The 24,949-nt window shown below is 62.1% G+C and carries 22 protein-coding genes; 9 read left to right on the forward strand and 13 right to left on the reverse strand.

What is annotated here, in order from left to right; translation table 11 throughout:
* Positions 1 to 65: 65 nt before the first annotated feature.
* Entirely contained in the window at positions 66 to 383 is a 318-nt protein-coding gene (locus tag ABIE62_RS03555) for a GIY-YIG nuclease family protein (RefSeq protein ID WP_354323631.1), read from the forward strand.
* 59 nt (positions 384 to 442) lie between these two features.
* Here the strand turns inward: ABIE62_RS03555 and ABIE62_RS03560 are convergent, their stop codons facing one another.
* The gene (locus ABIE62_RS03560) at positions 443 to 997 is read right to left on the reverse strand and encodes a DsrE family protein (RefSeq protein ID WP_354323633.1); all 555 of its coding nucleotides are present in this window, start codon (positions 995 to 997) and stop codon (positions 443 to 445) included.
* A gap of 11 nt (positions 998 to 1,008) precedes the next feature.
* Positions 1,009 to 1,617 (reverse strand): Holliday junction branch migration protein RuvA, encoded by a 609-nt coding sequence (gene ruvA / locus ABIE62_RS03565; RefSeq protein ID WP_354323635.1) that lies wholly within the window; start codon positions 1,615 to 1,617, stop codon positions 1,009 to 1,011.
* A 213-nt stretch (positions 1,618 to 1,830) separates the two neighbouring features.
* Here ruvA and aroC point away from each other — a divergent pair, with 213 nt between their 5' ends.
* Both aroC and katG read left to right on the forward strand, forming a co-directional pair.
* Positions 1,831 to 2,901, forward strand: coding sequence for a chorismate synthase (aroC, locus tag ABIE62_RS03570; RefSeq protein ID WP_354323636.1), 1,071 nt, complete (start codon positions 1,831 to 1,833; stop codon positions 2,899 to 2,901).
* A 217-nt stretch (positions 2,902 to 3,118) separates the two neighbouring features.
* Entirely contained in the window at positions 3,119 to 5,317 is a 2,199-nt protein-coding gene (gene katG, locus ABIE62_RS03575) for a catalase/peroxidase HPI (protein WP_354323637.1), read from the forward strand.
* Between the two features lie 92 nt (positions 5,318 to 5,409).
* Here katG and ABIE62_RS03580 read toward each other — a convergent pair whose 3' ends face one another.
* On the reverse strand, positions 5,410 to 6,387 hold the full coding sequence (locus ABIE62_RS03580) for an NAD-dependent epimerase/dehydratase family protein (protein ID WP_354323638.1): 978 nt from the start codon (positions 6,385 to 6,387) through the stop codon (positions 5,410 to 5,412).
* 345 nt (positions 6,388 to 6,732) lie between these two features.
* Here ABIE62_RS03580 and ABIE62_RS03585 point away from each other — a divergent pair, with 345 nt between their 5' ends.
* Positions 6,733 to 7,506 carry an SPFH domain-containing protein gene (locus ABIE62_RS03585; protein WP_454184753.1) on the forward strand — a complete coding sequence of 258 codons (774 nt, stop codon included), beginning with the start codon at positions 6,733 to 6,735 and terminating at the stop codon, positions 7,504 to 7,506.
* A 7-nt stretch (positions 7,507 to 7,513) separates the two neighbouring features.
* A complete protein-coding gene (locus tag ABIE62_RS03590) occupies positions 7,514 to 7,726 on the forward strand; it encodes a type II toxin-antitoxin system antitoxin (protein ID WP_354323642.1) in 213 nt (70 codons plus the stop codon).
* Between the two features lie 77 nt (positions 7,727 to 7,803).
* Here the strand turns inward: ABIE62_RS03590 and ABIE62_RS03595 are convergent, their stop codons facing one another.
* The 4 genes from ABIE62_RS03595 to ABIE62_RS03610 all read right to left on the reverse strand — a co-directional run bounded on the left by ABIE62_RS03595 (position 7,804) and on the right by ABIE62_RS03610 (position 12,532).
* Complete coding sequence (locus tag ABIE62_RS03595; protein ID WP_354323643.1) at positions 7,804 to 8,391, reverse strand: VOC family protein; 588 nt, start codon at positions 8,389 to 8,391, stop codon at positions 7,804 to 7,806.
* Positions 8,392 to 8,511: 120 nt separating this feature from the next.
* Positions 8,512 to 9,654 (reverse strand): 4-hydroxyphenylpyruvate dioxygenase, encoded by a 1,143-nt coding sequence (hppD, locus tag ABIE62_RS03600; RefSeq protein WP_354323644.1) that lies wholly within the window; start codon positions 9,652 to 9,654, stop codon positions 8,512 to 8,514.
* Positions 9,655 to 9,738: 84 nt separating this feature from the next.
* Positions 9,739 to 11,280 carry an acetyl-CoA acetyltransferase gene (locus ABIE62_RS03605; RefSeq protein WP_354323645.1) on the reverse strand — a complete coding sequence of 514 codons (1,542 nt, stop codon included), beginning with the start codon at positions 11,278 to 11,280 and terminating at the stop codon, positions 9,739 to 9,741.
* Entirely contained in the window at positions 11,264 to 12,532 is a 1,269-nt protein-coding gene (locus tag ABIE62_RS03610; protein ID WP_354323647.1) for an acetyl-CoA C-acetyltransferase, read from the reverse strand. Before ABIE62_RS03610 ends, ABIE62_RS03605 begins: the two co-directional genes overlap by 17 nt.
* A gap of 114 nt (positions 12,533 to 12,646) precedes the next feature.
* Here ABIE62_RS03610 and ABIE62_RS03615 point away from each other — a divergent pair, with 114 nt between their 5' ends.
* Both ABIE62_RS03615 and ABIE62_RS03620 read left to right on the forward strand, forming a co-directional pair.
* A complete protein-coding gene (locus tag ABIE62_RS03615) occupies positions 12,647 to 13,420 on the forward strand; it encodes a crotonase/enoyl-CoA hydratase family protein (RefSeq protein ID WP_354323649.1) in 774 nt (257 codons plus the stop codon).
* A gap of 160 nt (positions 13,421 to 13,580) precedes the next feature.
* Positions 13,581 to 14,744, forward strand: coding sequence for an acyl-CoA dehydrogenase family protein (locus tag ABIE62_RS03620; RefSeq protein WP_354323650.1), 1,164 nt, complete (start codon positions 13,581 to 13,583; stop codon positions 14,742 to 14,744).
* Positions 14,745 to 14,895: 151 nt separating this feature from the next.
* On the opposite strand, the gene ABIE62_RS03625 is transcribed toward ABIE62_RS03620, so the two are convergent.
* Positions 14,896 to 17,448, reverse strand: coding sequence for a TonB-dependent receptor (locus ABIE62_RS03625; protein WP_354323652.1), 2,553 nt, complete (start codon positions 17,446 to 17,448; stop codon positions 14,896 to 14,898).
* Between the two features lie 206 nt (positions 17,449 to 17,654).
* Entirely contained in the window at positions 17,655 to 19,682 is a 2,028-nt protein-coding gene (locus tag ABIE62_RS03630; RefSeq protein WP_354323653.1) for a TonB-dependent receptor, read from the reverse strand.
* 126 nt (positions 19,683 to 19,808) lie between these two features.
* Here ABIE62_RS03630 and ABIE62_RS03635 point away from each other — a divergent pair, with 126 nt between their 5' ends.
* Together ABIE62_RS03635 and ABIE62_RS03640 are read left to right on the forward strand one after the other, a co-directional pair.
* Positions 19,809 to 21,317: a flavin-containing monooxygenase gene (locus tag ABIE62_RS03635; RefSeq protein ID WP_354323654.1), complete on the forward strand. Its 1,509-nt coding sequence runs from the start codon at positions 19,809 to 19,811 to the stop codon at positions 21,315 to 21,317.
* 60 nt (positions 21,318 to 21,377) lie between these two features.
* On the forward strand, positions 21,378 to 22,139 hold the full coding sequence (locus ABIE62_RS03640; RefSeq protein ID WP_354323655.1) for a competence/damage-inducible protein A: 762 nt from the start codon (positions 21,378 to 21,380) through the stop codon (positions 22,137 to 22,139).
* Positions 22,140 to 22,337: 198 nt separating this feature from the next.
* On the opposite strand, the gene rplA is transcribed toward ABIE62_RS03640, so the two are convergent.
* The 4 genes from rplA to nusG all read right to left on the reverse strand — a co-directional run bounded on the left by rplA (position 22,338) and on the right by nusG (position 24,934).
* The gene (rplA, locus tag ABIE62_RS03645; RefSeq protein ID WP_354323657.1) at positions 22,338 to 23,030 is read right to left on the reverse strand and encodes a 50S ribosomal protein L1; all 693 of its coding nucleotides are present in this window, start codon (positions 23,028 to 23,030) and stop codon (positions 22,338 to 22,340) included.
* 4 nt (positions 23,031 to 23,034) lie between these two features.
* Positions 23,035 to 23,466 carry a 50S ribosomal protein L11 gene (gene rplK, locus ABIE62_RS03650; RefSeq protein WP_354323659.1) on the reverse strand — a complete coding sequence of 144 codons (432 nt, stop codon included), beginning with the start codon at positions 23,464 to 23,466 and terminating at the stop codon, positions 23,035 to 23,037.
* 243 nt (positions 23,467 to 23,709) lie between these two features.
* A complete protein-coding gene (locus tag ABIE62_RS03655) occupies positions 23,710 to 24,189 on the reverse strand; it encodes a hypothetical protein (RefSeq protein WP_354323660.1) in 480 nt (159 codons plus the stop codon).
* A 208-nt stretch (positions 24,190 to 24,397) separates the two neighbouring features.
* Positions 24,398 to 24,934: a transcription termination/antitermination protein NusG gene (nusG, locus tag ABIE62_RS03660; protein ID WP_354323662.1), complete on the reverse strand. Its 537-nt coding sequence runs from the start codon at positions 24,932 to 24,934 to the stop codon at positions 24,398 to 24,400.
* Between the last annotated feature and the right edge of the window lie 15 nt (positions 24,935 to 24,949).

Genomic DNA, 24,949 nt, shown 5'->3' on the forward strand with positions numbered 1-24,949 from the left:
CAAACTTTTGAGAAATCGTCGTGCTGAACTTGTTTCAGCATCCATCGTGCCGCAGTCTCAATCCCATGCGAACCGAGCGCCAGCCTTGCGTCTACATCCTCGCGAGCCAGCCGCACGGGACGCTTTACATCGGTGTCACCAGCAATCTCACCGCGCGGCTCTGGCAGCATCGCAACGAAGTGGCCGAGGGGTTCACCAGCCGCTACCACGTCCACCGCCTCGTCCGTTACGAGCTGCTGGGCGACATGGAGCGCGCCATCGCCCGCGAAAAGCAATTGAAGCGCTGGCACCGGCAGTGGAAGATCAACCTGATCGAGAGCGAGAATCCCGATTGGCATGATCTGGCGGTTGGGTTGGGGCTGCCTCCCATCGACCTGCGCTGATGGCGGGATAGACCCTGAAACGAGTTCAGGGTGACGAGGGGTGGGGTTCATCGCACCCATCAAAACGGGTTCACCGTAAAGCCGTTCTGTTGCAACAGCGCGTGGGCGGTCATCGCAGACAGCGCCATTTCCACGCCGGGGATCAGGTCTTCGGGCTTGATGCCGTAAGCCGCCGCGCTTTGCCCGCACAGGATAAAGCGCACGTCCGCCTCCAGCAGCGCCTCCACCAGTTTGGCCGAGGGGTTATCGCCCCCGCCCCCGGCTGCGTTCGCGGCGTGGGCGGCGTTGGTCAGCACTTCGAGCGAGGCCTTGCCGTGCACCACCACCGCCAGCCGGATATTCTCCTGAGGCACGCCGTTCGCCACGTGCATATTGAGGAACCGCGCCGCGCTTTCAAACCCGCGATTGGCGCTGCCCTCCGCCGCCGGGGTCGCCACATCAAAAGCAACCGCAAATTCGGTGTCGGCGGGCAGTTGCGTTATACCCGGCACCGGGGCGTGCGGGCCGAAGTCGGTGATTACCGGGCCGGGTTTGAACGCGCTGCGATCCTGCGCGGCGAGCGGGGCGGCGGCGATAACGGCCAATGCGAGCGCAAGAGTGGTGATGATACGCATGAGACTTCCTCCTAGGATGCTGCCTTTTTCAATGCCACGCGGATGAGGTCGCCTTCGCTGGCGCCATCCCCCAGTTCCTCCAGCGCGCGCGCCACCGCTTGCGCCGCAACCGCCGGTTTGAACCCGAGGTTTTCGAGTGCGCTGGCCGCGTCCGCGCCTTTGCTTCCCGCAGGCGCGGCAGTCACGCCGACCGCAACCCCGCTCACGCCTCCGGGCATCGCGCCCGCCTTATCCTTCAATTCGTTGACGATCCGGCTTGCCAGTTTCGGCCCCACGCCCTGCGCCCTTGCCACCATCGCCGCATCGCCGCGTCCGCAGGCGTCGCGCAATTCTCCGGTCGAGAGCGCCGAGAGTATCGCCAGCGCCACCTTGCTCCCCACGCCCTGCACACCGGTCAGCAGCCGGAACCAGTCACGCTCGGCGCTGTCGGCAAAGCCCAGCAGGCGCATGTCGTTCTCGCTCACCTGCAATTCGGTGTGTACGGTGCAGGCCTCTCCCACTTCGCCCAGCGCGGCCAATGTGCGGCGCGAACAGTGGACGAGATAGCCGACCCCGCCGACATCGACGATGGCCCAGTCCTCGCCCAACGCATCGAGCCTGCCTGAGAGTTTGGCGATCATGATTCCCTGTCTGCGTTACCGCTTCACTGCTTGCGCGCAGGGTTGTGACGGACAGAACGAGAACAGTCCAGAGCCTGAGTGGGGTTATCGTCATTGCGAGCGTAGCGCGGCAATCCAGAGCGGCACACGAACGCGCTGGATTGCCGCGCGGCTGCGCCGCTCGCAATGACGGCTTGGTGGACAAATCAGCGGGTTTGCGCATAAGCGCAAGGCATGAGCTGGAACACCTTCGGGCGCGTGCTGCGCTTTACCACTTGGGGCGAAAGTCACGGGCCTGCGCTGGGCGCGGTGGTGGATGGCTGCCCGCCGGGGCTGGCGATCAGCGAAGACTATATCCAGCCGTTCATGGATACGCGCAAGCCGGGCACCAGCCGCTTCACCACCCAGCGGCGCGAGGATGATCTGGTGCGCATCCTGTCGGGCGTGTTCGAAGGGCGGACGACCGGCACGCCGATCAGCCTGATGATCGAAAACACCGATCAACGGTCAAAAGATTACTCGGACATCGCGCAATCCTATCGCCCCGGCCATGCCGATTACGCCTATGACGCCAAATACGGCATCCGCGATTATCGCGGCGGAGGGCGTTCCAGCGCGCGCGAAACGGCGGCGCGGGTGGCGGCGGGCGCGGTGGCGCGGCTGGTGATCCCGGAAGTCAGCATCGTGGCCTATGTGTGCGAGCTTGGCGGCGACCGGATCGACCCAGCGCGGATCGACCACACTGAAATCGCAAACAACCCGTTCTTCTGCCCCGATCCCGAAGCCGCCAAGCGGTGGGAGGCCAAGGTTGATGCAGCCCGCAAAGCCGGATCGTCATTGGGCGCGGTGGTCGAATGTGTCGCCACCGGCGTTCCCGCAGGCTGGGGCGCGCCGATCTATGCCAAGCTCGACAGCGATCTGGCCGCCGCGATGATGAGCATCAACGCGGTCAAGGGCGTCGAAATCGGCGACGGATTCGAGGCCGCGCGCCTGACCGGCGAACAAAACGCCGACCGGATGCGGCCCGGCAATGAGGGTAAGCCAATCTACGCCAGCAACCACGCGGGCGGCACAGCGGGCGGGATTTCAACCGGGCAGCCAGTGGTTTGCCGGGTGGCGTTCAAGCCGACATCTTCCATCCTCACCCCGGTCGAATCGATCAACAGCGCGGGCGAAGCAGTCGAAGTCGTCACCAAGGGCCGCCACGACCCCTGCGTCGGCATCCGCGGCACCCCGGTGGTCGAAGCGATGATGGCGCTGGTGCTGGCCGATCACAAGCTGCTGCACCGCGCTCAAGTAGCATAAGCGATAGCGCGGGCAGGAACGCGCGCAGATGGGTTAGCGGTCGCGCGCGCAGGACACCTCGGTTTCGTGATGCCCCACGCTCCCATCAATCGCTTCCATCAATCAATACACGCGCATTAATCGATTGGACGCGCCATCGTGAAAGCGTCATTGTCTATCCATAGACTGCGCCCGACTGGCGAGTCTCACGCAATCAACCTGTAAGGAGAGAACACTCATGGACGCAAAAACTGGCGAGATGAGCGGCTGCCCATTCAATGGCGATGCCGGAACACGCAGCCTGCTGGGCCGCACCAACCGCGATTGGTGGCCGCAAGCAATGCAGCTCGACATCCTGACCGAAGGCGGGCGCAGCGCAAACCCCTACGGCGAGGATTTCGACTACGCCGAAGCCTTCAACGCACTCGATTACAATGCGCTCAAGGCCGATCTCACCGCGCTGATGACCGATAACCAGCCGTGGTGGCCCGCCGATTACGGGCATTACGGCCCGCTGTTCATCCGCATGGCGTGGCACGCCGCAGGCACTTACCGCACCGGTGACGGGCGCGGCGGCGCGGGCAGCGGACAGCAGCGGTTCGCCCCGCTCAATTCCTGGCCCGATAACGGCAACCTCGACAAGGCGCGCCGCCTGTTGTGGCCGATCAAGCAGAAATATGGCCGCAACATCAGCTGGGCCGATCTGTTCATCCTCGCGGGCAATGTCGCGATTGAAAGCATGGGCGGCCCGGTGTTCGGCTTTGGCGGCGGGCGTGCAGACGTCTATGAACCCGAAAGCACCTATTGGGGCACCGAAGAACAGTGGGTCAACGAAGGCGTTGCCACCCGCATCCGGCCTGACGATGGCGCCGATTTGGAAAACCCGCTCGCCGCGATCCAGATGGGGCTGATCTACGTCAATCCCGAAGGGCCGGGCGGCAATCCCGATCCATTGGAAAGCGCGCGCGATATCCGCGAAACCTTCGCCCGCATGGCAATGAATGACGAAGAAACCGTCGCGCTCACCGCTGGCGGCCACGCGTTTGGCAAGGCGCATGGCGCTGCCCCTTCGGACACGTTCAGCGGCGCGCCTGAAAGCGAAGACCTGCATCTGCAAGGCTTTGGCTGGCTGACGGACGAGGCCGAAATCGCGGCAGGCAACATCACCACGTCCGGGCTGGAAGGAGCGTGGTCGAATAACCCGACGTCGTGGAGCCACGATTATTTCCGCATCCTGTTCAAATATGATTTTGAGCTGGTGAAGAGCCCGGCAGGCGCGCAGCAGTGGACGCCGATCAACCCTGATCCCGAAGACATGGCCCCCGACGCGCGTGACCCGAACAAGCGGGTGCCGACGATGATGACTACCGCCGACATGGCGCTGAAGATGGACCCGGAATATCGCAAAATCTCCGAACGTTTCCTCGCCAACCCCGAACAGCTGGATGATGCCTTTGCGCGCGCGTGGTTCAAACTGTGCCACCGCGATATGGGGCCGAAGGTGCGTTACATGGGGCCGGAAGTCCCGGCTGAAACGCTGATCTGGCAGGATCCGGTTCCCGCTGGCACCGCGCCTGCTGGTGCCGAAGTGGCGCGCTTCAAGGCGGCTATTCTCGGCTCTGGCCTGACCGTCAGCGCGTTGGTCAAGGCCGCGTGGGCTTCGGCCTCGACCTACCGCAATTCCGACCATCGCGGCGGCGCCAACGGCGCGCGGGTGCGGCTGGCCCCGCAAAGCGGCTGGGCGGCGAACGATCCCGACGAACTCGCCAAGGTGCTCGGCGTGATCGACGCGCATCGTGGAAGCCTCAGCATGGCCGACGCAATCGTGCTGGCCGGGTCGGCTGCGGTCGAAAAGGCGGCCAAGGATGCCGGGCATGACGTGGCCGTGCCGTTCACAGGCGGGCGCGGCGATGCGGGCGAGGAACACACCGACGCGGCGAGTTTCGAACCGCTGGAACCGTTTGCCGATGGTTTCCGCAACTACCTCAAGACCAAGGCATCGGTGCGCACCGAGGAGATGCTGATCGACAAGGCGCATCTGCTCGGCCTGTCGATCCCCGAACTGACCGTGCTGGTCGGCGGCCTGCGCGTGCTCGGTGCCAACAGCGGCAACCGCAAGCACGGCGTGTTCACCGACAAGGTCGGCGTGCTGACCACTGACTTCTTCCGCAACCTGCTCGACATGGGAACCAAGTGGGCGCCCGTGGATGGCAGCGGCGATGAGGAATATGTCGGCACCTGCCGCACCACAGGGGCGGAGAAATACCGCGCCACCCGCGCCGATCTGGTGTTCGGATCAAACTCGATGCTGCGCGCTCAGGCCGAGGTCTATGCCGAGGCCGGGGCCGAGGGCAAATTCGTGGCCGACTTCATCTCGGCCTGGAACAAGGTGATGAATGCTGACCGCTTCGATGTGAGCTACGCCCAATATCACTGAGCGTATCACTGAGCGTATGGCGAGTGACACAGAAAGGCCTCCGGTAGCGATACCGGGGGCCTTTTTGGCGAACAGACGGACGCAGAGCGCGGTTACACCGCAGGCACGACAGTCGACATTCCTTCGTTCACACTGATGATCGGGTGATAGCCAAGTTCGCGGCGCGCCTTTTCGGTATTCAGCGTCACCTCTACCCCGACCGTGCCGTATTCCTGCGCGCCAATCGGCGCTGCAATCGCCCCGCTGGTCAGGCGTTCAATCGTGCTGCCAACCGCCACCACTGCGCGCACCACCATGCGTGGCACGGTTTTGTCGGTTGCCTCAACCCCGGCCGCCTCCAGCAGGCGCGAAACGAAGCTGCGGAATGTGCTGCGTTCGTCATCCGCGATGAAATAGGCCTCGCCCGCCTTGCCATGCATCAGCGCCAGCACGATCCCTTCAACCGCGTTATCGATATGGGTCGTCGATGTGAGATAGGTGCCGCCCGCAATCCACGCGAGTTTTCCGCTGCGCGCTGCGGCGATCAGCTGCGGTAGCGCGGTGGTATCATCACGCCCCCAAACGAAGCGCGGGCGCACCGCGATGATCGGCATGGCGGGCGATGACAGGCTCAACGCCATCTGCTCCGCCGCCGCCTTGCTGGCCGAATAGCTCCCGGCAAAGCGCGCCGGATAGGGCTGTGCTTCGGTCGCATCCATCAATGGCTTGCCCGACAGCAAGACCGCTTCGGTGCTGATGTGTACCGCGCGGCCAATGCCCGCCTCACGCGCGGCGGTGAAGACATTGCGGGTGCCGTTAAGGTTGGTGGCGTGTTGATCGGGTTCGTGGATCGCATGGCCGGTGTCAGCCGCCGCGTGAACCAGCCCGGCGCAGCCCGCCATCCCGGTGACGAGGCTTTGGCGATCGAGAATATCGCCGCGCGCCGCCTTTGCCCCCAGCATTTCCACCGCCTGCGCCGAAGCATCACTGCGGGCCAGCGCCACCACGTCATGCCCATCGGCGACCAGCCGCCGGATCAGGTTTCGGCCAAGATAGCCGCTGCCGCCCGTCACAAATATCCGCATTGCCATTCCCCTCTCACCCGGATGCCCGCCCGCAGCCGCTTGATATAGGCCGGGTGGGGCCCGCGCGCTTGAGCATGGCCGAGAACCTGCATTGCCGCAACGGCCCGCTGGGCAAGAACTGGCCAGTGCCTTGCTGATCAACAGCCCGGCCGAATCCGCTTGACCGTCGCGCATCCTGATATAAATATGATATCATAATTATATCGAATCGGAGAATTCGTCATGGCAATTGCTGATACCCCCGCCCTCAATCGCAGTCGGGAAACCCCAGCGGCAACGCAGAGCGGTTATATGATGCTGCTGGTTTCGCTGGTGTTGGTGGTCGCGGCAGTGTGGCTGTTTATCAGCGCGATGACCCCGGACGATCCCGATGGGCTGCGTCTGGTTGGTGCGATCATCACCGGTGTGATCGGTGTTCTGGTGCTCACCGGGTTTTACATGATCAACCCCAACGAAGCCGCCGCGATCCAGCTGTTCGGCGCGTATAAGGGCACTGACCGCAGCGAAGGCCTGCGCTGGGTGCTGCCGTGGCTGACGCGCAAGAAAATCGCGGTGCGCGCCAACAATGTCATCTCGGAAAAGATCAAGGTCAACGATGCGCGCGGCAACCCGATTGAAATGGCCGCGCAGGTCGTCTGGCGCGTTACCGATACGGCACAGGCGCTGTTCGACGTCGATGATTACCGCGAATTCGTCGATGCCCAGATCGAAGCCGCGGTGCGATCAATCGGTTCTCGCTACCCCTATGATGATATCGAACATCTCGAAGTGACCTTGCGCGGCAATCACGAGGAAGTGGGCGTTGAATTGCGCGCTGCCTTGATCGAGCGGCTGACGGTGGCCGGGATCACGGTGGACGAATGCGGTCTCACCCACCTTGCCTATGCTCCCGAAATCGCAGGCGCAATGCTGCGCCGCCAGCAGGCCGAAGCGGTGATCGCCGCACGGCGCAAACTGGTCGAAGGCGCGGTGTCGATGGTGGAAATGGCGCTCACCCAGTTGTCCGAGAAAAACGTGGTCGAACTTGACGACGAACGCCGCGCGGCGATGGTATCGAACCTGATGGTGGTGCTGTGCGGCGAGCGCGAAACCCAGCCGGTGGTCAACGCAGGGTCGCTCTACTGATTGCATCATGGCCGCAAAAAAAGCCTTTGCCCTGCGCCTTGACCCGGCGCTTCACGATGCGCTTCAACGCGCGGCGGATGCTGACCTGCGTAGCGTCAACGCCGAGATCGAAGTGCTGTTGCGTGAGGCGCTGGCGCGGCGCGGGGTCAAGGTGGCGGTCAGCAAGGGAGCGCGGCGCGGACGGCCCGCCGGGCCGCGTGACAGTTCAGCGGAGGCCTGAACGGGCCATCCCCCGGAATCGCGTAAGTATTGGCAGAGCGGCGAATGCGGTGTTCGCCGGATCGAATGGTGCCGGGATCAGCCTTTCGCCGCGTGCTCGGCGCGGGCGATTTCGTGCAGCCAATCGGCGTGGCGCGGGGCTTTCTTCGTCTTCGACCATTCTTCCAGCATCAACGGCGCGACGCGGGCGAGCTCGGCATATTGATCCGCCGTGCCAATGTCGGCGGCAAGTTCAAGCCGGTGCCCGTTGGGATCGAAGAAATAGATCGACTGGAAAATGCCGTGATGCGTCGGGCCGAGCACCTCCACCCCCTGCGCTTCGATATGCGCCTTGGCCGCCAGCAGTGCCGCCATATCGGGCACCCGCAGCGCGATGTGCTGCACCCAGGCGGGCGTGTTGGGGTCTTTGCCCATGTCCGGCTGGTTCGGCAGTTCGAAAAAGGCGATGATGTTGCCGTTCCCCGCATCGAGGAAGATGTGCATATAGGGATCATATTCGCCGGTTGACGGCACGTGATCCTCGGCAAAGGCGGTGGTGTAGGTCATGCCCAGCACGCGGGCATACCATTCCACCGTCTCCTTTGCATCGCGGCAACGATAGGCGGCATGGTGGATGCCGGCCAGATTCACCGGGTGTGCGACGGGGTGTGCTGCGTTTTTGGTCATAACCAACTCCGTTCGGGCTGAGCTTGTCGAAGCCCTGCTTTTTCTTCTGTCCTGCCTTCCCAAAGAAGAACAGCCCTTCGACAAGCTCAGGGCGAACGGGGATGGGAGAACGGTTTGCGCCTACTCCGCCGGTTCCTCAACGTTCAACACGCCGCGGATGATCTGGTCGCGTTCCATGCTTTCGAACAGGGCTTTGAAATTGCCCTCACCAAAGCCGTCATCGCCCTTGCGCTGGATGAATTCGAAGAACACCGGGCCAACCTGCGCCTGCGCGAAGATTTGCAGCAGCAACCGGGGTTGGCCGCCTTCTGTCGAGCCATCGAGTAGGATGCCGCGCATCTTGAGCGCGTCCACATCCTCACCGTGGCCGGGCAGGCGTCCGTCGAGCATGTCGTAATAGGTCGCCGGCGGCGCGGTCATGAACGGGACGCCCAGCGCCTTGAGCCGATCCCAGCACGCCAGCAGATCATCACAGATCAACGCGATGTGCTGGATGCCCTCCCCATTGAAGGCCTTGAGGAACTCGTCGATCTGGCCCTTCCCGCCTTCACCTTCTTCATTAAGCGGAATGCGGATCTTGCCGTCGGGCGCGGTCAGCGCCTTGGACGTGAGGCCGGTATATTCGCCCTTGATGTCAAAAAAGCGGATCTCGCGGAAGTTGAACAGGGTCTCGTAATAGTCCGCCCAATACTTCATCCGCCCGGTGTAAACATTGTGAGTCAGGTGATCGATGGTGTGGAAGCCCGCGCCGACGGGATGCGGATCAACGCCGGGCAGGTATTCAAAATCGATGTCATAGATGGTGAGGCCCCCACCCTTACCATTACCAACGCCCGTATCGGCATAGCGGTCAACCAGATACAAAATCGCGCCGCCGATGCCGCGGATCGCGGGGATGCGTAGTTCCATCGGGCCGGGTTCGTTGGCGACGGGTTCTGCCCCTTGGGCGATCAGATGGGCATAGGCCTTGGCCGCGTCGCGCACCCGGAATGCCATCCCGCAGGCTGCCGCGCCGTGTTCCCGCGCGAAATACCACGCGGCGCTGCGCGGTTCGTAATTGGCGATCAGATTGATGCCGCCCTGTCGCCACAGGTCCACGTCTTTGGAACGGTGCTGCGCCACGCGGGTGAAGCCCATCGCCTGAAACACAGGTTCCAGCACGCCCTTTTCCGGCGCGCAGAATTCGACGAATTCGAACCCGTCGAGCCCGGCGGGGTTTTCAAACAGGTCGGTGGCCGAAGCTTTGTTGGTCGGTGCGTTCATCGCGGCAATCCCCTGCGGCAAGCAATTAGTTTCAATTGAAACCAAATACCCGAAGGCAGCGATTCGCGCAAGGGTGGGTATGCGCTAAGCGATCCGCCCGATGCTGCGCCCGTGCTCATCGCGAACCACCGCCAGTCGCGCTCCGAACGGCGCGCCGCCTTCGAATGCCGCAGCGGTTGCGGGGTCGGTCAGATCAGCATTGCCGCACACCCGTTCGCCTGCCGGATTGCGCCCGATGAATATCGCCGCATCGCCCTTGGGGGAGCGGTTGATGGTGTAGGTTTCCACCGTCGCGCTATCGAACGGCGCGGCGGAGGCGGGGACGGCATTGGCCGCCTTGGGCAGTTTGGCAAAGCGGTCACCCACAGACCAATCGGCGGGCGTGGTCGAGTAGATGCCAGTGGCATATTTGCTCATCCACCCGCCATTCGCTCCCACCAGCGCGAAAGCCCCCCGGTCGGCGCGCACCCGCTGCACGGCTTCGACGATGGCGTGGGCGGAATAATTGTTCCCCGCCCCGCCAAAGAACGGCAGGCCCCCGGTCAGCGTCAATCCGCGCGGATCGTCGGCGGACAGGCCGAAATGGTCGCATTGGTTGAACACGGGGATGGCGAAGCACGAATAGAAATCGATATAGGCGATGTCATCCATGCCCTTCCCCGCCCGCGCCAATGCCGCTTCGACGCTGGAGATGGAGGCGGGGTTGGCGGACAAATCGGGCCGCTCGGACAGCTTCAACTCGGTCGCAGCAGTGACCGCGTGGATATGCACCCACTTGGCTTCGGGCACGCCCAGCGCGCGGGCCAGCCCGGCGCTTGCGACAATGATCGCAGCGGCCTGATTCACCTGATCGCGCGCCACGGTCATACGCGGGTAAGGCTCAGCGACAATGCGGTTGCGCGCCGTCACCGTTGCCAATTCTTCCGCGCTGCGCTCCACCGGGGCGGCGGAGTGCGGGTTGGCGGCGGCCACGCGGGTAAAGGGCGCGAACAGCTTGCCGATTTCCAGCCGGTATTCCTCCAGCCCCATGCCCAGCTTCGCCCGCCGCGCATTTTCCGCCAGCGCATAGAGCGGGATTGCCCCGCTCGCGCCATGGGCGAACAGCGCGGGCTCCAGCAGCTCCTCGACCCCGAAGCCCTGATCCTCGAACGCGCCACCGATGGCTTCCGACCAGTCGGGTGCCTCACCCTTGGCGGTCAGCGCCAGCACGGTCGAGATCGCCTCCGATCCCACGATCACCGCGCATTGGCTGTCCCCCGCCGCGATCGCTGCGGCAAATTCGCCCACCAATTGCTGATTGGTCTGCCCGCCGGTGGGGGTGAGGATCGCGCGCGCCGGGTTGGCACCCACGCGCTTCGCCAGCGCGCGCGGCACATTATCCGCCGCACCGAACGGCGGTTTGCGATCCGGGCGCGACATTTCAAACGCGCGGATCGCGGCCAGCGTGTCGATGGCATCGGCCACAGACCCTGTCGCGCCGCTGTCCGCAATCGCCGCAGCCAGCGCCCGTCCGCCAAGGTCCATGTAGGAGAGGGCGGCGTAACCGGGTTCGCCAACCCTCTCCGAATATTGACCGACCCCGATGATGACCGGGGTGTTGTCAGCGATGTTAGTCGACAAAACCATCGACCCGTTCAACGATGATCGCCGGGGCCATGCCGCCCGCCGCGCACATCGTCACCAGGCCATAACGCCCGCCGCGCGCTTCCAATTCATCGACGATGGTGCCGATCAGGATCGACCCCGTCGCGCCAATCGGATGGCCCAGCGCGATTGATCCGCCGTTGACGTTGACCTTGTCCCAATCCAGCCCCAGATCGCGCACGAACTTGGCGGCGACCACCGCGAAAGCTTCGTTGATTTCGAACAGGTCGATATCGTCCACCGTGAGGCCCGCCTTCGCCAGCACCTTTTTGGCGGCAGGCACCGGCGCATTCAGCATCAGCGTGGGATCATCGCCCATATTGGCGGTGGCAACGATGCGCGCGCGCGGTTTCAGCCCGTGCTTTTGCGCGTAGTCCTTGCTGGTAATCAGCACCGCCGCCGCGCCGTCAACCACGCCGGACGAATTGCCCGCGTGGTGGAAATGCTGAATGTCGAGGTCAGGATATTTCTGGTTGATCAGCTTGCGAAATGTCGTGCCCTTCTCGTCCAGCGGCACATCGGCAATCTTGGGAAAGGCCGGTTCCAGCTTGGCCAGATCGTCCATCGTCGTCTGCGGACGCGGGTATTCATCGTGGTCGAGCAGCACGGTGCCATCATCCGCCACCACCGGCACCAGCGATTTGGCGAATCGGCCCGCCGCCATCGCTTCGGCGGCGCGTTGCTGCGAACGGTAGCCGACCGCGTCCAGATCGGCGCGGGTGAAGCCTTCCATGCTGGCAATCGCATCGCCGCAAATGCCCTGATGCGATTGCGGATGCACCGCCTGCAGGCGTTCGTTATAGCTGCCCATCATCGGCGGTTTCAGCCCGGCGCGCATTTTCTCCTGAGACATGGCCGAGGTAAGGCTCATCATCTCGGTTCCGCCAGCGACGATGCAATCTTCCATCCCGCTCATCACCTGCGCCGATGCCAGCGCGACGCTGGTAATCCCGCCGCCGCAGAACCGGTCTAGCGTGGTGCCCGATGAGGTAATGTCATAGCCCGCGTCAAGCGATGCCATGCGGCCCAGATCGCCCGCCTGCATCCCGTCCTGCGTCGAAACCGACCAGATCACGTCATCAACCGTACTGGTGTCGAGGTGGTTGCGCTCCGCAATCGCCTTCATCACCGTGGCGGCGAGATGCTGCGGATGCTGCGCCGCCAGCGCGCCCTTCCCCTGCTTGCCGATCCCGCGCGGGGTGCGCACTGCGTCGATGATATATGCTTCAGCCATGGTGATCCTCTCCGATATAACGAAATTGCGGTTGACGTGTTGGTAAACCGCCTCCACCACTTGCACAAGAATTGAGTTTCAATTCGCAATGCTAAAATCAATAGGGAGACAGCCGTGAGCGAGAATACCCCACCCGAAGTGCTGACCGAGGTTGAAGACGGCATCCTGATCGTCACCATCAACCGTCCCGAAGCCAAGAATGCGATGACCAAGGCGGCGGCCGAAGGAATCGCGGCGGCGATGGATCGGCTGGACGCCGAGGATGATCTGCGCGTCGGCATCATCACCGGCGCGGGCGGGACATTCTGTTCGGGCATGGATCTCAAAGGCTTCCTGCGCGGCGAAACCCCCAGCGTCGAAGGGCGCGGGTTTGGCGGCGTGGTGCAGGCCCCGCCCGCCAAGCCGCTGATCGCGGCGGTCGAAGGCTATGCATTGGCAGGTGGGCTGGAACTGATGATCGCGTGCGATCTGGTGGTCGCCAATGCCAACGCCAAATTCGGTATTCCCGAAGTGAAGCGCGGACTGGTGGCCGCTGCTGGCGGCGTGATGATGCTGCCCGATCAGATCCCCGAACGCATCGCGATGGAACTGGCGCTGACCGGCGATTTCATCGGGGCAGAGCGCGCCTATCAAATCGGCCTGATCAACGAAGTCACCGAAGGTTCGGCGCTGGACGGCGCAAAGGCGCTGGCCGCGAAAATCGCGGCCAATGGCCCGCTGGCGGTGAAGGTATCCAAACAGGTGATGAAGCAATCGCGCGGCTGGGCTATGGAAGATCGCTACGCCAAGCAGGGGCAATTGATCGGGCCGGTTTTCGTCAGCCATGATGCGCGCGAAGGCGCGGCGGCCTTCGCCGAAAAGCGCAAACCCAACTGGACGGGGAAATAAGCAACGGTTTCGCCCCACGGCGGGTAATCCTGCTTGGCCCGGTCGCCCCAGACCCTGCCTAGACCCGCCTTAGACCGCGCTAGCCCAATGTTTCACGCGAAACATTTTTGGCGGCTTGGGTAAGCGAACCGACAGTATTTGGGATCATAAGGAGAAAGAAATGCCCGTCATCAACGTGCCGCAACCGGCCTTCATGGAAGAAGAAGAAATCGCCATTTTCGCTGATGCCGTCGGCAAATTCTATCAGCAGCACGCCCCGCAAAAGCGCGTCCAGCAATGGCGTGACGATGGTATGGTGGAACGCGAATTCTGGCGCGAAGCCGGGGCAGCAGGCCTGCTCGGCGTGAGTGTCCCGACCGAATATGGCGGCCACGGCGGCGATTTCCGGCATGATCTGGTGGTGATCGATCAGCAGGCCAAACACGACGTTGATGGGTTCGCCGCCAGCCTGCACAATACGATCATCCTGCCCTATCTGGTGCGCCACGGCACCGAAGAACAGAAGCTGAAATACCTGCCCAAGCTGGTCAGCGGCGAATTGGTCAGCGCGATTGCGATGACCGAGCCGGGGGTGGGCAGCGACCTTCAGGCGATCACCACCACCGCCCTGCGCGATGGCAATGGCTACCGCATCAACGGGGCCAAGACCTATATCTCCAATGGGCAAACCGCCGATTTCATCGTGGTCGTCGCCAAGACCAACCCGAACGAACGGGCCAAGGGCATCTCGCTGATGCTGCTGGAAACCGAAGGCGCCGAAGGGTTCCAGCGAGGCAAGAAACTCGACAAGATCGGGCTTGATGCAGCCGATACGTCGGAACTGTTCTTCGACAATGTCTTCGTGCCGGCCGAAAACGTGCTCGGCGGGGTCGAGGGCAAGGGCTTTTACCAGCTGATGGGCGAATTGCCGCAGGAACGTCTGGTGATCGCCATCGGCGCGGCCACGGGGATCGAAAAGGCGCTCGATACCACGGTCGAATATGTCAAATCGCGCAAGGCCTTCGGGCAGACGATCTGGGATTTCCAGAACACCCAGTTCGTGCTCGCCGATCTCAAGGCGCGCGGCACGGCGGCACGGGTGTTCGTCAATGATTGCATCGCCAAACTGCTCCGGGGCGAGCTCGATGTCGCCACCGCGTCGATGGCGAAATACTGGGTGACCGAACTGCAAGGCGAAGTCGTCGACAAGTGCCTGCAACTGCATGGCGGCGCGGGCTATATCAACGAATATCCGATCGCCAAGATGTACCGCGATGCCCGCATCACGCGCATTTTCGGCGGATCGAACGAAGTGATGAAGATGCTGATCGCGCGGAGTATGTAGTTTGTTTTGCGCTCCCGCGCAGGCGGGAGCCTCAGGCACGATCATGCTTCACCGGACTGAGAACCCCGTCTTCGCGGGGACTCACAGAACAACAAAAAAGGGCGGCTCGAACCATCGAGCCGCCCTTTTTTGTGGCCGAAGCCTGCGCGTCCTAGAACTTGGCGCGCAGCGTAACACCATACTGGCGCGGCGGCAGGACAAAGGCTGAACGTGAATTGGCCGCGCCGGTTCCGCGCAAGGTGGTGTTGAATGTCACCCCGCGCACCACTTCGTTGGTGAGGTTCGTGACCCAGCCCTCGATCGTGTACTGACCACCAGCAAAGCGCAGTCCGCCGCGCAGGTTCACGAAGGCTTTGCCATCCTGAATATCGGCGATGATCGGGTCGGCAGCATCGATCGCCTGCTGCAAACCGCCATTGGCCGCGATGGCGGCGGCATCGGGCAGGATGATCGCCTGGGTCGAGGTGCGCTGATCATCCTCCATCCGCACCTGGCCTGACAGGAACACTTCGGTCGAAGCATTGATTGGCTTTTCCCACAATGCGCCAATCAACGCGACGATTTGCGGCGCGTTGGTCAGATCATTGCCGCACAGCGCCACCACCTGAACCGATGTCTGCGTACCAGCGCAATCGTCGGGGTAGCTCGCCTCAAGGAAGGTCGCGCCAAAGTTGAAGGTCAGTTCGTCATTGGGCCGGAACAGCCCTTCGATTTCGACGCCCTTCGTTTCGGCCTTGGGCACGTTGAACGTTTCAAATGCGGTTCCGGTGAATTCGAGCACCTGGAAGTCCGTGAATTCTTCATAAAATGCCGCGACATTGACCGTCAGATCGCCATTGGCAGTCTGGCCTTTTAGCCCGATTTCGTAGGCATCAACCTCTTCCGAAAGGAAGGTTGGATCGGCCCCGTCCACCGCTGCGGTGGTATCAAGGTTGATCCCACCCGCCTTATAACCATGCGTGAAGCTGGCATAGGTATTGATCGACGGGCTGAATTCATAGCCCAGTTTGACGGTGTAAATCAGTTCTTCGTCGTTGAAGTTTTCCTGGAAGGTACGCGGCAGCGGCAAGACGGCCGCCTGCGGCAGATCAGCCGGAGCGGTGAAGCCGAAACAGCCAAGACCGATAAAGGCAGGTTGCAAAGCGCCCGGAACCCCGCCCAGCGCACCCAGAACCGCCGGGCAGATCTGGTTGTTGACCGCTGTCTGGGTAAAGCCGCCCTCCTTGTCTTCCCACGAATAACGCGCACCGACAGTCAGCTCGAGCCCGTCAGTGATCTCGAACGAATTATGCGTGAAGATGGCGTAGCTCTTGGCATCCTGTTGGAACCGGTTGGTGTTGGTGGTGCCTGCCGGATCAACCCCGGTGAACACCGACAGCGGGTTGGGGCCAAGCGCACCGCCGGTCGGCACGAACAGCAGCGCACCGACATTCTCGCCAAAGTCCTGTCCCAGCGAAAAGCTGACCGACTGGTCAAGCTGTTCGTCCGAATAGAAGCCGCCGACCATGTAGTTGAGCTTGCCGCCAAAGGCTTCGCCTTGAAGCCGCAGTTCAGCAGTCCAGGTTTCGATATCGAGATTGAGCGCATCGACGTTGAAGATATCAAGCCCGCTGAAATCCGAATCGTAGTTTTCGAAGCTTTCGAATTTGCGGTAGGAGCCGATGAAGATCAGATCGGCATTGTCCGACACCGGAAATTCCAGTTCGCCGGTCACGCCGTAATTGTCGATATCTGCAATCGGGGCAAAATTGGCCGAGACGACGCGGTTGTTGAGCGCCTGCTCAAACGCCCCCTGATCGCGCGGCGTGGTCGATACCGAAGGCTGGCCATTGCCGCCATTCGCGCCAAGCCCGACCGCGGCAAACGCCCCGCCGGTCACCAATGGTGACTGAAACAGTTCAATCGCGCCGCAGCAGCTTGATGTGCTATTGGAAAAATCGGCGATGATGCGTCCACGCAACCCGCTATCGGTATCCCATCCGATCTGGCCGCGCACCAACCACTGATCGACATCATTGGTATCGCCAATGTCGTTCCCGTTGCGATCAGCGACCGTCAGAAACCCGTCACGCTCACGAAAGGCGCCGGTCAGGCGAACGGCCACCGTGTCTCTGACGATCGGAACGTTGATGGCACCTTGCACGCTGATCTCGTCAAAATTGCCGTAGCCAGCATTCACGAAGCCGCCGAATTCGGTAACGTCCGGACGGACATTGGTGACGTTGAGCGCGCCGGCCGAAGTGTTGCGGCCGAACAGGGTGCCTTGCGGCCCACGGAGGACTTCGACCCGCTCGACATCGACAAATTCGTTGAGCGCGACGCCCGGGCGGGACTGATACGCACCATCGACAAAGATGCCGACAGCGCTTTCGAAGCCGATATTGTTCGATGTGGTCCCGATCCCGCGCACCCGCAGCACGACCGAGCCTGACGCCAACTGCGCTTGTGAACTGGTGAAGCTTGGTGCGAGCGCCGAGATCTGCCGGATATCGCTCACGCCCTGATTTTCCAGCTGCTGCGGCGAAATCGCGGTCACCGCCAGTGGAATGTCCTGCACGTCCTGCGCGCGGCGGGTGGCGGTCACGATGATGACGTTGCCTTCCCGCACGGCCGGAGCGTCTTCGGCCGCATCCTGAGCAAAGGCGGGGGTGGTAAGTGAACTGCAGGCCATCAGGCCGCCAGCAAAGGCTGCAAACTTGCGCATCAGTGTCTCCCTCTCTCCACCCCAGCCGGTCTTTGCGCCGATATTGGGGTTGTGAGATGAAACCTATCAGGCCTCCGCGCGCTCACAAGCGGCGCAGACAAACTTCTGATTAATAGTAGCAAAAATGCAACATAATGTGTTGCGGCGCACCATAATTGCAATATAGAATTCGCAAACGCAACAATGATGCGTTGCCGCAAGCAAGGTCAGAAGCCGTAGCGTAAACCCAGCCACACGGTGCGCGGCGCGCCCAGATCGATCGATCCGCCCTGATTGCGGGTGATGATTGTCTCGTCCGTTAAATTTTCAGCCCGCACCACCATTGAAAGCTTTCCGGCGAGCGGCGCAGTGAGAAATGCGTCCAGCGTGGTGGCCGGTGCCAGCCGATCGGCCTCGCGATCATCCTCGAATTGAGCAGCAACGTGACGCAGGGTTCCCGCCACCCGCCAACCGGGCGCAGGCTGCCAGCCAAACGTGACCGACGCGGCGAATTCGGGGGTTTGCGCCGGACGGTTCCCGTCAAGATCAAGCGAAGCGCCTTCGCCCCGCACCTCGGCGTCGGTCCAGGCCAGCGAACCATCGATAGTGACCGCGCCGAATTTGGCAGCAAGGCTCGCCTCAACCCCGCGCGCGGTGATCGCGGGCAGGTTTTCGCGGCGGCGCAGGTTGGGGGCGATGGTCACATTGGCGATGGCGTTTTCAACCTCGTTATCGAACGCGGTGAGTGACAGAACGATTTGATTGATCGGCTGCCAGTCCAGCCCCACCTCGAACCCTTCAAGCCGTTCATTCTCCAGCGCGGCATTGGCCTCAGTCACCACCGGAAACACCACAAACGGGCGGTAGAGTTCATTCAAGGTCGGCAGGCGCAGTCCGGTATAGGCGGCGGCACGGATATCCAGCCGCCGGGTGGCATAGAACAACGCGCCCGCGCGCCAGCTTACCGCCCAGTCCGACCGGTCAGGTGCGCTGATTATATTGACCGGCACCCCGGCATGATCGACCGCGCGGAAAAATCCGCCGGTAATGCTGGTGCGATCCGCGCGCAGCCCGCCGTTGACCAGCAGCGGGCCGATCTGCCAGTCATCCTCGACAAACAGCCCGAGATTGGCAGTCGCCCCGCCCGCGCGGCGGCGTTCGGTGAAAAGCCCGGTAAAGGCGCTGATCGCGTCTTCCTGCAATTCCCCATCGGCGCGGCGGTAATCGGCACCGATGCGGATATCGTGCGCTTCGGCCAGCGGCGGGCGCAGTTCGAACTTGCCGCCCACCCCGGTTGATGGCGTGGCGCGCTGATCGAGTGCCGGGGTAAAGCGGGTCGAACTGATCACCACATTGGTAAAATCGCGCGCCTGAACATAGGCGAGTGCATCGAATTGCCACGCCCCGCGCCCAACGATACGCAGGCTGGCCTCCTGCCCTTCGCTGGTCGAATCTGCGCCGTCAAAACGCAAGGTGCGGTTATCGCGGAATGCCGCGACGCGGGCTTGCAGTTCGACATCTGAGGTCAGCGGGGCGACCGCCCGCAGGGCCGCGTTCCAGCTATCAAACCCGGCGCGCGCAGTGGCGGGGACGCGCTGATCATCGGGCGTGGTAAAGAACCCCTGCCCGCGATCCCAGCGCCCGCTGGCAACCGCGAACCCGCGCCCCAATCGCTGGGTCAGCACGCCGCTGAGTTCGCTTTCGGCGCGGCTGTTGATCGCTGCGCTGGCGAGCAATGGCGCGCTCTCTCCGGGTGCGGCGCTTTCCAGCTCGATCGTGCCCGCCAGTGCGCCAGCACCAAACGGCCCCGACCCGCCGCCGCGCGTCACCCGCACGGTGCCCAAGGTTTCAGGGGCGATGGCGGACAACGGGATAAAGCCGAAGAACGGATCGGCAATCGGCACCCCGTCCAGCAGCACCAGCGCGCGGCTGGTGGCATTGCCGCCCAACGCGCGCAGCGTCACGCCTTGGGCGCTCGGGTTGGATGAACGGCTGTCCGAACGGCGAAACTGCTGGAATCCCGCCACGCCGCGCAGCACATCCTCGATCCGGCCCGACGGACTGGCGATAATCACATCGCGTTCCAGCGTGGTGGTGGCGTAGATGCTGGTCGACAGTGCCGGATCAAGCCCGCGCCCGGTAACGATGATTTCGGGCCGAGGTTCCACGTTCAGAACCTCATCATCCTGCGCGGCAAGCGGCACGGCCAAGGCAAGAACGGTCAGGGGGCCCGACAGACGTAGCAACATTCTCATGCCTGCGCGCCTAGCGGTTCGGCCTGCCCGCGTCACCCAAAAGTCAGTTGCAGAATGCCATTCAAGACTCGCTTTTGCGCAAAGCCTGTGGTTACATCAGTGTCAACAAGGGAGAGAGGGCCTGTCATGCTTGCAACACCACCAGATTTCGACGTGCTGATCGTTGGTGCCGGGATTTCCGGGATCGGCATGGCCGCGCATATGGAATCAAAGGCCCCGCATCACACCTACGCCATCGTCGACCGGCGCGATAATCTGGGCGGCACGTGGGATCTGTTCCGCTATCCCGGCATCCGTTCGGATAGCGATATGCACACGCTGGGCTTCGATTTCGAACCGTGGCGGCATGAAAAATCGATCGCCGATGCGCCAGCGATCCTCGATTACCTCGACCATATCGTCGATGAGCGCGGCATCCGCCAGCATATGCGTCTCGGCCACAAGGTGATCAGTGCCGATTTCCGCCACGACGAAGCGCGCTGGCATGTCGAGATTGAACTGACCGACGGATCGCGCACCCGCATGACCGCTAATTTCCTGTATCTCGGATCAGGCTATTACGATTATGACGAGCCTTACGATCCGGGCTTCGATTTCGGCGAATTTGAAGGTCAGGTGATCCACCCGCAATTCTGGCCCGAAGACCTCGATTACGCGGGCAAACGCGTGGTGGTGATCGGATCGGGCGCAACTGCGGTGACAATCGTGCCATCAATGGCGAAAGATGCCGCGCACGTCACCATGCTGCAACGCACGCCGACGTGGATGTTCTCCCGCCCGGCAAAGGATGCGATCGCCAATTTCCTACGCAAGATTCTACCCGAAAACCTCGCCTACCGAATCACCCGTTTCAAGAACATCCGGATGCAGGATTATGCGTTCAAGATGGCGCGCGACAAGCCGCAGAAGGTGAAAGACGCGCTCTACACAAAGATCGAAGAAGCGCTCGGCCCGGATTACGACAAGGCCAGCTTCACCCCGCCGTATAATCCGTGGGAACAGCGGCTTTGTCTGGTGCCCGATCAGGATCTTTTCGATGCGATGAATGCGGGCAAGGCCAGCGTCGTCACCGGCCATATCGCCAGTTTCGAAAAGGGCGGTGTGCGGCTGACCGATGGGCAGTTCCTGCCCGCCGATATCGTGGTGACGGCAACCGGGCTGAAACTGGCGGTGGCGGGCAAGATCGCGATTTCTGTCGATGGCGAAGCGGTCGAATTCAACCAGCGGTTCTATTACAAGGGCTGCATGTTCTCGAACCTGCCCAACCTTGCGGTGGTGTTCGGATATTTGAACGCCAGCTGGACTTTGCGCGCAGATATCAATTCCGATTTTGTCTGCCGGGTGCTGGAACATATGCGCAAGACCGGCGCGACTATCGCCGTCCCGGCGCTCACCCCCGAAGGCGAAGTCGCGATTGTCGAAGATGACGTGTTCGATTTTTCAAGCGGATATATCCAGCGCGGCAAACACATCATGCCGCGCAATTCGGTGTCCTATCCGTGGCGGCTCAATCAGGAATATCTGCTGGATCGCAAGCGGATGAAGCGCGATCCGCTGACCGATGGCATCCTGACCTTCACGCGAGCGGGAGCGAATGCTCAATCGGCTGGCGAGCAGCTTGAGGCAGCGGAATAAGTCAGGGGAGATGGCGACGAATCTCTTTTGATTGTTGTCATTCTCCCCTAATCTTTGGCCATGACCTCTCCTGAAAAAATCTGGACCGCCGGACTTGTCGTTATCGGTGATGAAATCCTTTCCGGCCGCACGCATGACAAGAACATCGCGCAGGTGGCCAGCTGGCTCCAGGTGCAGGGCATCCGCTTGGCCGAAGTGCGGGTGGTGCCGGATGTCGAAAGCCGGATCGTGGCCGCAGTGAACGATCTTCGCGCCGCCTATGATTACCTGTTCACCACCGGCGGCATTGGCCCGACGCATGATGACATCACCGTCGATGCGGTCGCCGCCGCATTGGGCGTGCCGGTGGTGGTTCACCCCGAAGCGCGCGCGCTGCTCGAACGTTATTATGAAACCCGCGGCGGGCTTAATGAAGGTCGGCTGCGCATGGCGCGCGTGCCTGAGGGTTCCGACTTGATCCCCAACCGCATGTCCGGCGCGCCCGGCATCCGGCGCGGCAACCTGTTCCTGATGGCGGGCGTGCCGCATATCACGGCGGGAATGCTCGACGCGCTGACGGGCGAGCTGGAAGGCGGCGCGCCGCTGCTCACCGAAACCATCGGCTGCTGGATTGCCGAAAGCGAAGTCGCCGACCTGTTGCGCCGCACCGAAGCCGCGCACGAGGCCTGCCAGATCGGATCCTACCCGTTTTTCCGTGAAGGCCGGGTGGGTGCCAATTTCGTGGTGCGATCAACCAGCGCAGACGCTCTCAAGACCTGCTGCGACAGCCTGATCGAAGGGCTGACGGCGGGCGGTTACGCTTGCACCCCCGGCGGAATCTGACGCGCAGGCCTGATCCAAAGGGTTGATACGGGAAACAAAGGGGCCGGAAGCACACAGCCCCCGACCCCATTATTGTTAGGCGATTGCCGCCCAACGAGCCCACAGGGCTCGCAAGGCCGACCGGCTGCCCGCAGCGATGCGACCGTCAGGTCGCGTGAGCGAGGAAACGAAGCCGCTGGTGCGGCTTCGCCCCACAAATTACGCCCCTTCGACTTCCGAAAGGTCAACCTTGAGGCCCGGGCCCATGCTCGAGGTCACGGTGACCTTGCGCACATATTTGCCCTTGGCACCCGAAGGCTTGGACTTCACCACCGCTTCGGTCAGCGCCTTGAAGTTGGCCTTCAGCGCGTCGTCGGAGAAGCTCAGCTTGCCGATGCCCGAATGGATGATGCCCTGCTTTTCGACGCGGTATTCGACCTGGCCGCCCTTGGCGTCCTTGACCGCCTGCGCGACGTTGGGGGTGACGGTGCCCAGCTTGGGGTTCGGCATCAGCCCCTTGGGGCCGAGCGTCTTGCCCAGACGGCCAACCACCGCCATCATGTCGGGCGAAGCGATCACGCGGTCGTAATCGAGGTTGCCCGCCAGCATATCTTCCATCAGGTCTTCAGCGCCGACCTTGTCAGCACCAGCCGCCAGCGCCTTTTCGGCGTTGTCGCCGCGCGCGAACACGGCCACCTTCACGTCCTTGCCGGTGCCCGAAGGCAGCGACACCATGCCGCGCACCATCTGATCGGCGTGACGCGGATCAACTCCGAGGTTCATGGCGACTTCAACGGTTTCGTCGAACTTGGTCTTGTACTGGCGCAGCACGCTCAGTGCTTCGTCAACGCTGTAAAGCTTTTCGCGGTCGAGCGAGGCCAGCACTTTGGCTTTTTTGGAAATCTTGGTCATCGGTTCAGCCCTCCACCACTTCAAGGCCCATCGAACGGGCGCTGCCGGCGATGATCTTCATCGCCTGATCAATGTCATTCGCGTTGAGGTCAGCCATCTTGGCTTCCGCGATTTCCTTGATCTGCGAGTTGGTGATGGTTCCGGCCGAAATCTTGCCCGGCTCCTTCGAACCCGACTTGAGCTTAGCCGCCTTCTTGAGGAAGAACGATGCGGGCGGGGTCTTGGTGATGAAGGTGAATGAACGATCCGCATAGACCGTGATCACGGTCGGGATCGGCATTCCCTTTTCCATTTCCTGCGTCGAGGCATTGAACGCCTTGCAGAATTCCATGATGTTCACGCCGCGCTGACCCAGCGCCGGGCCGATCGGCGGCGACGGGGTGGCAGAGCCCGCGGGCACCTGCAGCTTGATATAGCCTTCAATTTTCTTGGCCATGGGGCCGTTCCTTTCACACTGTCGAACCACCGCACAATCGGCGCGGCAAATCGTGTTCTCATGTTAAGTGGTCAAACAGCGGGAATTCCCGCCTTCCACACGAATCCCTTGCGGGAAGGGGCGCCATTAATGGTGCACCGCGCAAAAGGCAACAGGCTTGAGCGGGAACTAGAGCCATTCGGCGCGACGGCGCTCTCGTTTAGCGGACAGGCCGTGCCCGAAGATGGAGTGCCGCAGCCGCTGTTACAAATTTGCCATTATGGCGGCGCCCCAGATCATGAAGATCACCAAGCCCAACACCGTACCGACTACAAGGCAGCCGCAATTGATCATGCCCAGCGTATAGCCCGTGCGTCGCTCCTGATCCTTTCCGGTGATGATTGCGGCAAGGCCCAGCCCTGCGGAAATCAGAAAAAAAAGGAACCCAATCCCCATCCACGAGGTGAGGTAGCCAACCGCCAATGAAACAAGCGCGAAGATGCCCAGCAGCAGCGCGGTATCCTGCCCGCCTTGCTGCGCGCCGGGGAGGTGCGCGGGGCCTTGGGCAATCGGGTAAATATCGCTTGCCACGCCGTCGACAATCTCAAAATCGACGACCATCCCGGCTGCGGGGGCACGATCGCCTCTCCAGCTTTCGAGGTGGAAATCAATCCGCGCACCCTCGGAATGGGAAATCGCGCCCTTGTTCTCCGCTTGATTATATCCGAGTATCGTCCCTTTCACGCCCGCCATCCTCCGTTATTTTGTCGCCCCCCCCCACAGGTTTCGACGATTGGCCGAACGAGAGCATGACGCCTTGCCAAAGGCCTGTAAACATAAAATTTCACCCGAAATCGCCGCGCGAACCGCAGCCGCATAAGTGGCGCAGTCTGCATACAATACATGGTCGGCCACAGGCCAATGATTGAAACAGGCCCCAAAAGGCCGAGGGCTACTTCGCCAGTTCGACGTGCTCGAAATCGAGTTCCACCGGGGTCGCGCGGCCGAAGATCGACACGGAAACCTTGACCTTGGCCTTGTCGAAATCGAGTTCTTCGACGATCCCGTTGAAGCTGGCAAACGGGCCGTCGAGCACTTTGACCGAATCGCCGATTTCGTAATCGACGCTGATTTCGTGCTTGGGGGTTGCCTTGGCTTCGGCCACGCCGCCGAAATAGCGCGCGGCTTCGCGTTCGGAAATCGGCTGCGGCTTGGTGCCCGAACCCAGAAAGCCGGTGACCTTGGGGGTGTTCTTGACCAGGTGATAGACATCATCGGTCATGTTCAGCTTGGCCAGCACATAGCCGGGCATGAACTTGCGTTCGACCTGCACCTTTTTGCCGCGCTTCACCTCGGTCACGGTTTCGGTGGGAACCTGAATATCCTCAACGCCTTCGGAAAGGCCAAGCCGTCCGGCTTCGGAAATGATTGCGTCACGCACCTTGTTTTCGAAACCGGAATGGGCGTGAATGATATACCAGCGAGCCATGAAATGTCCTTGAGA

Source organism: Porphyrobacter sp. MBR-155 (assembly GCF_040547625.1).
Lineage (GTDB): Bacteria > Pseudomonadota > Alphaproteobacteria > Sphingomonadales > Sphingomonadaceae > Erythrobacter.